This window comes from Faecalicoccus sp. (assembly GCF_036552745.1).
In the GTDB taxonomy this organism is placed as follows: domain Bacteria; phylum Bacillota_I; class Bacilli_A; order Erysipelotrichales; family Erysipelotrichaceae; genus Faecalicoccus.
Map to the genome: position 1 here is coordinate 1 of NZ_JAXKBY010000036.1, position 6,859 is coordinate 6,859.

Genomic DNA, 6,859 nt, shown 5'->3' on the forward strand with positions numbered 1-6,859 from the left:
ATCCTCTACAATAATTATATACGATAGTTTTACCAATATAAATTAAAAAAGAGATTCTAATAAGCTAGAATCTCTACTCCTTTTTCCGTTACATAGATGGTATGTTCCCATTGTGCCGAAAGCTTTCCATCACTGGTGTAAGCCGTCCATCCGTTTTGTTTATCGATATATAATGTACTGACACCTTGATTGATCATCGGTTCGATCGTAAAGACCATGCCCGGCGCTATGACCATGCCTGTATTCTTGATTCCTACATGATGCACATAAGGATCCTCATGGAAGGCATTTCCTACACCGTGACCGCAGAAATCAGTGACCACACTGTATCCGTTTTTATGAGCATGTTCTTGAATGGCAGCACCGATATCACCGAAATAACCCCATGGCCGTACCGCTTCAATACCGATTTGTAAACACTCTTTTGTCACATCAACCAATCGTTTAGCCTCATCACTAACCTTCCCAATACAAAACATACGACTGGCATCGGCATAATGACGATGTACGATCGTTGTGCAATCCACATTGACGATATCGCCTTCTTTTAAAATTACATTTTTATCCGGAATACCATGGCAGATTTCGTTGTTTACGGATGTACAACAGCTTTTCGGAAATCCCATATAATCCAAGCAGGCCGGAATGGCCCCATGACTCACCGTATAATCATAGACTAACTGATCAATTTCTTCTGTGGACATACCGGCATGGATCTTTTCACCAACCATATCCAAGATTTCATTATTGATCTTAGCCGCTTTTTTGATCCACTTGATATCTTCCTCATTTTTGATCAAGTCATGACCAGGTACAATTTTCCCCTGTAATTTTAAAACATTGATATTGTCATCCCATTCCTGATGGCAATGTTTATACTTTTTGCCGGACCCACACCAGCAAGGCATATTTTTACTAATCACACTATCACTTCCTAATTTGTTTTACTGAATCATTATACACTTTTTCAACGATCATTCAAAAGTAATACCTCATTTCTCTAAAATTGCGTACAATATACATAACAATGCTTATGCATTCATATAGAAAGTGTAATTCTATGAAGAAAAGAAATCTGTGTATCTTTCTATTATTGTTTTGTTTCATTTTGCCAACCCCCGTATATGCACGTGCCGGAGGTGGCGGTGGCGGAAGCAGCGGTGGAGGCGGAAGCGGTTCTTCCGGTCATTCATCGACTTCACAAAGATCGCCCGGCCCCTATTCCCCTTTGGCTAGTGTCATTCAAACCGGAGTATTTTGCCTGGTTGCCGGAGCAGGCGGTATCATCTTTTCGATAAATCTCTATAAGAAAAAGAGAAAATCGCAAAACTTATTAAATAAGATCGATGATCTGGATCAATCCTGGAATCAAGATCAACTAGATCAACGCATAGAGGAGACTTATTATTCCGTACAAAAAGCCTGGAGCAAAAAAGATCTTTCTACGCTTCAGAAATATTTAAGTCCTCCACTATATGATCGATGGCTGATCAAATTAAATTTCATGGATCTTCGACATGAAGAAAACGTTTTGAAAAACATTCAATTACTTGATTACAAAATCGTCAGTGTGCACGACTTTCAAGAAAATGAAAAAGATAGTTTTTGGGTTTATATTAAAGGAAAGATGATTGATTATACAGTGGATATGGAGACAAGAGAGATAAAAGAAGGTTCCACCAAACCCAGCGAATTTATTGAATATTGGCGTTTTTTGCGAAACAAAGACACATTTGTATTAGATGAAATTGCACAAAAAGAAGATAAAAGTTTAGATGTGTTCACTGATTTTAGTGAAAATAATCCCTCAGAATAATGGAAAAAGTTGAATTTTGAATTCATAGTTGTTGTATAGGATTTATGTTAAAATAAATCTGGACAGATCAACACAGGTAGTCCTGGTCGTTAGACCGGGGAGCGTTAAACCTCGTTAACATAGATGGCCTGTTTTAACGGCCTATAAGGAGGTGAGCGCTATGACATCATTTGAAACATTGTATATAATGTTAATGATGCTTCATATAGTCGTGATACTTCTGATTGAAATGATTCGAAGTAAATGACATATAAAAAGACTACCTGGGCCTCGGAAACTTAGGTAGTCTTCCTATATACTATCAAATCCAGGACTTCTTGTTGACCTGTCTTTTTCCATGTTTATTATAACACTTGCTCCAATACATACAAGTAAAATATGTTTTAGAATCCAATTTCAATCGTTAACATTCTGTCTTTTCCGGACATATCTTTGTGAACACAAATTTTAGCCTGCGGAAAATACTCTTTAGCTAAAGCACTTAAAGCTTCTCTTTGATCATATCCCATTTCGAAGGCTAAAAAAGCTTTCTCCTTTAGTACAAAATGGGCCTTCTCAAAAACATCCCGGTAAAACTTTAAACCATCTTCGCCTCCAAACAAGGCTACATGTGGTTCATAATCGACAACACTATGTTCCATTTTTTCATCCGAAGGAATATAGGGTGGATTGCACACACAAATATCACAATGCAGATTTCTATCTATAAAAGGATCTAACATATTCCCAATAATAAAATTCACATGCGCACCTAATTTTTCATTGTTCTTTAAGGCAACCTGCACCGCCTTTTCTGAAATATCACTGGCAATCACATCAAGTTTAGGTTCTTCCAGATTTAATGTGATTCCTATCGCTCCGGAACCTGTGGCCACATCAAACACATTGACATGTTCTCTGTTTCCAAAATGTTCATCATATAAACTCAGCACTAAACCAACCAATTCTTCTGTTTCCGGACGAGGAATCAAAACATCTTCATTTACGATAAAATCGTAACCATAAAAGGATTCATAGCCTAGTACATAGCTTAATGGTTTCCCTTTTTCCATGTCATGGATGCCTTCCAGATAATCAACACGAATTTCATCGTCGATTTCTTCATCCATGTCCATATAGAGGTTGATACCCTTTTGTCGGCATAGCTCTACCATAAAAAGTTGTGCTGCCTGTTCGCCCTGCCCGGCTTTATACAATCGCTCTTTTCCTTCATGGATATAATCGCGATAACGCATTAGCTCTTTTCTCCTGCCAGCTTAGCCTGTTGATCGGCCAACTGTAAAGCATTCATCAAATCATCCAAACGACCATCCATGATACGATCCAGCTGGTTGACAGTATAACCGATACGATGATCAGTCACACGATTTTGCGGATAGTTATAGGTACGAATTTTTTCGGCACGATCTCCGGTACCAATCTTGGTACGACGTTCCGCATCGTTTTTCTCATCCAATTCTCTCTGGTGTTCTTCATAAACACGGGCACGGATCGTCATCAGAGCCGTGGCACGGTTTTCATGTTGCGAACGTCCATCCTGACATTTTACGATAATTCCTGTCGGCTTATGAATGATACGTACAGCACTATCTGTCTTATTGATATGCTGTCCTCCGGCACCGGAAGCACGCATCGTTTCGATTTCCAGATCATTCATATCAATGTCAAAATCTTCCTCTTCGATTTCCGGCATACACAATACTGTAGCTGTTGAGGTATGGATACGCCCCTGTGCTTCTGTCTTTGGTACACGTTGTACACGATGGGATCCGGATTCGAATTTTAGCGTTCCGTAAGCACCGTCGCCATTAACCTTAAAGGAAATCAATGAATACCCTCCGGCTTCACTGTCTTCTGCTTCAATGACTTCGATCTTCCAACCTTTGGATTCACAATATTTTGAATACATACGGAATAAATCACCCGCAAAGATATTTCCTTCATCGCCGCCGGCAGCTCCTCGTATTTCAAGGATACAGTTATGTGAATCATTAGGATCTTTTGGTACCAGCAACAATTCCAATTTATCCAAATATTCCTGCATCAAAGGCTCCAGTCTTTCGATCTCGGCCTGTCCCAATTCTCTTAACTCTTTATCTTCTTCCTTAGACAGTTCTTGGGCATCTGCATATTCGCTCTTTGCCTGTTTATATTCCTGATACGTTTCTACAATGGGTGTCAGTTCGTTTTGTTCACGGCCCAGCTTGGCCATAGTCTTTCGATCGGATACGACATCCGATTTCATCATTTCTTCATTGATCTCATTATATCGCTTGACGATCGAATCTAATCTTTCTTCCATTTTTGCCATATTTCCAACATCCTTTCAACCCATTCAGTGTAACATAGAACCCCATGAAATGACAGTTTTATATGCTTATGATACACTGTTACTATGGCACGAAAAAGAAGAACCTATGCATATAAAAGACGAAGAAAAAGAAAAGTACACAAGCTGCGGTTATTCCTTATGGGATTTGTACTTATAATAGCTCTTGGATTTCTGGCATTAAAGCTTACTGAAAATGGTGTTTTTACTGTTATTTCCGTCAATGAAAACGGAACTTTGGAGGAAGGTGTGTACAAACACTTTTGGTTTGCCCAGCTTAAAATGAACAGTCTGGATGCACAGGATGCCTATATTCAACGAGAAGATGGAAAAGTCGTTGCGTTATCAAAGGGAATTGTCAATTTAAATACGAAAAGTGTTAACGAAAATACCTTATATACGATAGATGGCACCGATAAACAAGGCTATACCAATGGCAGCTATGGTGCGGATGCCTTGTATCTGGATACTTCTATGGATGGAACACAGGTGTTAATGCAGATCAGCGGCGTAAAGGGATGGGTGTCGGTAGAAGACATACAGCTTTACTTATTGGATGATTCGCTTTACCCATCGCACTATACGGTGCAAAATGATTCTTTGATTCATACAATATCCACCAATCTTCTTCAGGGTGTTGTAAATCCATTGTCGATTGGCCCGGCACCGGATTTTATGAAAGAAGATACTACTTATTATTCGTATGATGGAAACTACTTCTATATCGATCTTTCAGCCATGCGGGAAGATATTCTGGACCAGGACCATGATAATGCCGTAAACGAAGATGCTTACTTTAATTTCTATCAATATATACCGCATCGTTCAAATACACAACTGACAAACGCCAACTATAACGCTTATTTAGAAGAAATGGGTATCACGCAAACAGCCACCTCCTATCCTTGTGCCGATAATGAAAGCGTTCTTTATGATTTAGGATCGACTTTTATCGATGTACAAAATCAGACTGGTGTCAATGCTTCCATGATGTTTGCGGTAGCCTTAAATGAAAGTGGTTATGGTCAAAGTGAATATGCCTTGACCAACTATAATCTGTTTGGTCATGCGGCTTATGATGAAAATCCGGACAGTGCCACAACCTACAAATCTTTAGAAGACTGTATCTATCAACATGCCTATGGATTTATTCAGAATGGATATGCCAATCCTGATGACAGTCGTTATCATGGCTCCTGGTTTGGCAATAAGGCAAGCGGCATCAATGTGCAATATGCCAGTGATCCATACTGGGGTGAAAAAGCAGCTCATTTTTATTATCAGTTAGATACAAGAAGCCATCAAAAGGATCAAAAAAGCATAACCATCCAAACGCAATTTGTGCAAAACGATATTCCTGTGTATGCCGATAAAAAAGAAAGTTCCATCTTGTACACTATCCCGGCAAAGGAAATTGCCAGCTTTGTCATTGAAAAACAAGAGGATGACTGGTACACCATTGCCAGTGAAGCACCGGTATCCGATCAGAAAATCGATGTAAGCGCATCGTATCGCAGCAGTGTCGGTTATATCAAAATCAAAGATTTACACTAAAAAACCAAGGCGACCCTTGGTTTTTCTTATGCGTAATAAAATTGAATCTGTTTCTCTTTGATATGAATCGATGGATAATCCGGTGCATACACACCAACCACAAAAGCATCCAATGGCTTTCCCATCAATTTGGATAAAGCATACAAATTATCCAATGTCGGCAAGTTGGTTCCATCCAACCATCGATATACGGTCTGTACACAGCTTAAAGATAAATAATTTTGAATATCTTTACAGGTATATCCTGTTTCTTCCATGATACGTCGGATCTGTTTCCCCGTTTCCTTTTTATCGATACTTATAAGCATCTCCATCACCTCTGGTTTCAAACTAGCATATATTTAGTCATTATTTATGGCAAAAACTAATAATAACAAACTTCCATCGTATCTAAGCATAAACAAGCTAACTTGCTTCTTTCGTCCTGCATGGCACAACCACAATCGATATCGATATAATGCGCCTTTTTTAAATCGCCGGTATCTGAATACACCTGCAGGTCTGGATGATAGTTTAACACAATGGTATGACCGGCGATGATCGTCTTATTGCGAAAAAAAGGCCCATTCGGGTCCATGCGATCCCATACAAAATGTAAAGGATCTATGATGTCCTCTCGATATAAGATATTCTTTCGTTTGGCCTTTCCGGGTGCCGTATGACACAAATAAAATGTACGCTCATTTACTTTGAAATTCGTATAAGCAAAAGGAAGCTTTTGTAGAGAGTGTAGGATGAAGCTTTGTTCCTGCGCATCGGCCTTATTGTAAGCCGCCATAGTCGGTGCTCCACCATTTAGAATCCAGTTTAATACATGGATATCATTAGGAATCTTGCCATGATACTCCTCTAACAGCTCTAACATCATATATTCATGATTGCCCATCAAAAGATGCACATTCTCTCTTTGAAGCACATCTTTTAAGATAGAATATCCATCAGGCCCTCGATCGATCACATCGCCTAAGATGATCAAAGTATCTTGATCTAAATCTATATTTTCCAATAAAGCATCGTATTTTTCACGCAAGCCGTGAATATCACTGCATACATAAATAGCCATTCTATATCCCCCTTTTGATCCTTGTCCCCTCAAGAATCATATAGCTCTATCATTATACCAAAACGCTATACCGACAATTTGGTGATATGGCATAAAT

General features: G+C 39.1%; 7 protein-coding genes. 2 read left to right on the forward strand and 5 right to left on the reverse strand.

The features are described 5' to 3' along the window. Window positions 1–56 precede the first annotated feature (56 nt). Window positions 57–908, reverse strand: coding sequence for a type I methionyl aminopeptidase (gene map / locus U0M88_RS01960; RefSeq protein WP_272013720.1), 852 nt, complete (start codon window positions 906–908; stop codon window positions 57–59). A 200-nt stretch (window positions 909–1,108) separates the two neighbouring features. On the opposite strand from map, the gene U0M88_RS01965 reads away from it, so the two are divergent. Further along, window positions 1,109–1,816: a Tim44 domain-containing protein gene (locus U0M88_RS01965; protein WP_331868736.1), complete on the forward strand. Its 708-nt coding sequence runs from the start codon at window positions 1,109–1,111 to the stop codon at window positions 1,814–1,816. Window positions 1,817–2,199: 383 nt separating this feature from the next. Here the strand turns inward: U0M88_RS01965 and prmC are convergent, their stop codons facing one another. Both prmC and prfA read right to left on the reverse strand, forming a co-directional pair. Further along, a complete protein-coding gene (prmC, locus tag U0M88_RS01970; RefSeq protein WP_320802381.1) occupies window positions 2,200–3,051 on the reverse strand; it encodes a peptide chain release factor N(5)-glutamine methyltransferase in 852 nt (283 codons plus the stop codon). Beyond that, window positions 3,051–4,127, reverse strand: a complete 1,077-nt coding sequence (gene prfA, locus U0M88_RS01975) for a peptide chain release factor 1 (RefSeq protein ID WP_117445449.1) — start codon at window positions 4,125–4,127, stop codon at window positions 3,051–3,053. The genes prmC and prfA overlap by 1 nt, the downstream gene beginning before the upstream one ends. A gap of 84 nt (window positions 4,128–4,211) precedes the next feature. Between prfA and U0M88_RS01980 the strand changes: the two genes are divergently transcribed. Further along, the gene (locus tag U0M88_RS01980) at window positions 4,212–5,699 is read left to right on the forward strand and encodes a glucosaminidase domain-containing protein (protein ID WP_331868737.1); all 1,488 of its coding nucleotides are present in this window, start codon (window positions 4,212–4,214) and stop codon (window positions 5,697–5,699) included. Between the two features lie 26 nt (window positions 5,700–5,725). On the opposite strand, the gene U0M88_RS01985 is transcribed toward U0M88_RS01980, so the two are convergent. Together U0M88_RS01985 and U0M88_RS01990 are read right to left on the reverse strand one after the other, a co-directional pair. After that, entirely contained in the window at window positions 5,726–6,007 is a 282-nt protein-coding gene (locus tag U0M88_RS01985; RefSeq protein ID WP_117445447.1) for a helix-turn-helix domain-containing protein, read from the reverse strand. A 56-nt stretch (window positions 6,008–6,063) separates the two neighbouring features. Further along, entirely contained in the window at window positions 6,064–6,762 is a 699-nt protein-coding gene (locus U0M88_RS01990; RefSeq protein ID WP_117445446.1) for a metallophosphoesterase, read from the reverse strand. Window positions 6,763–6,859 lie beyond the last annotated feature (97 nt).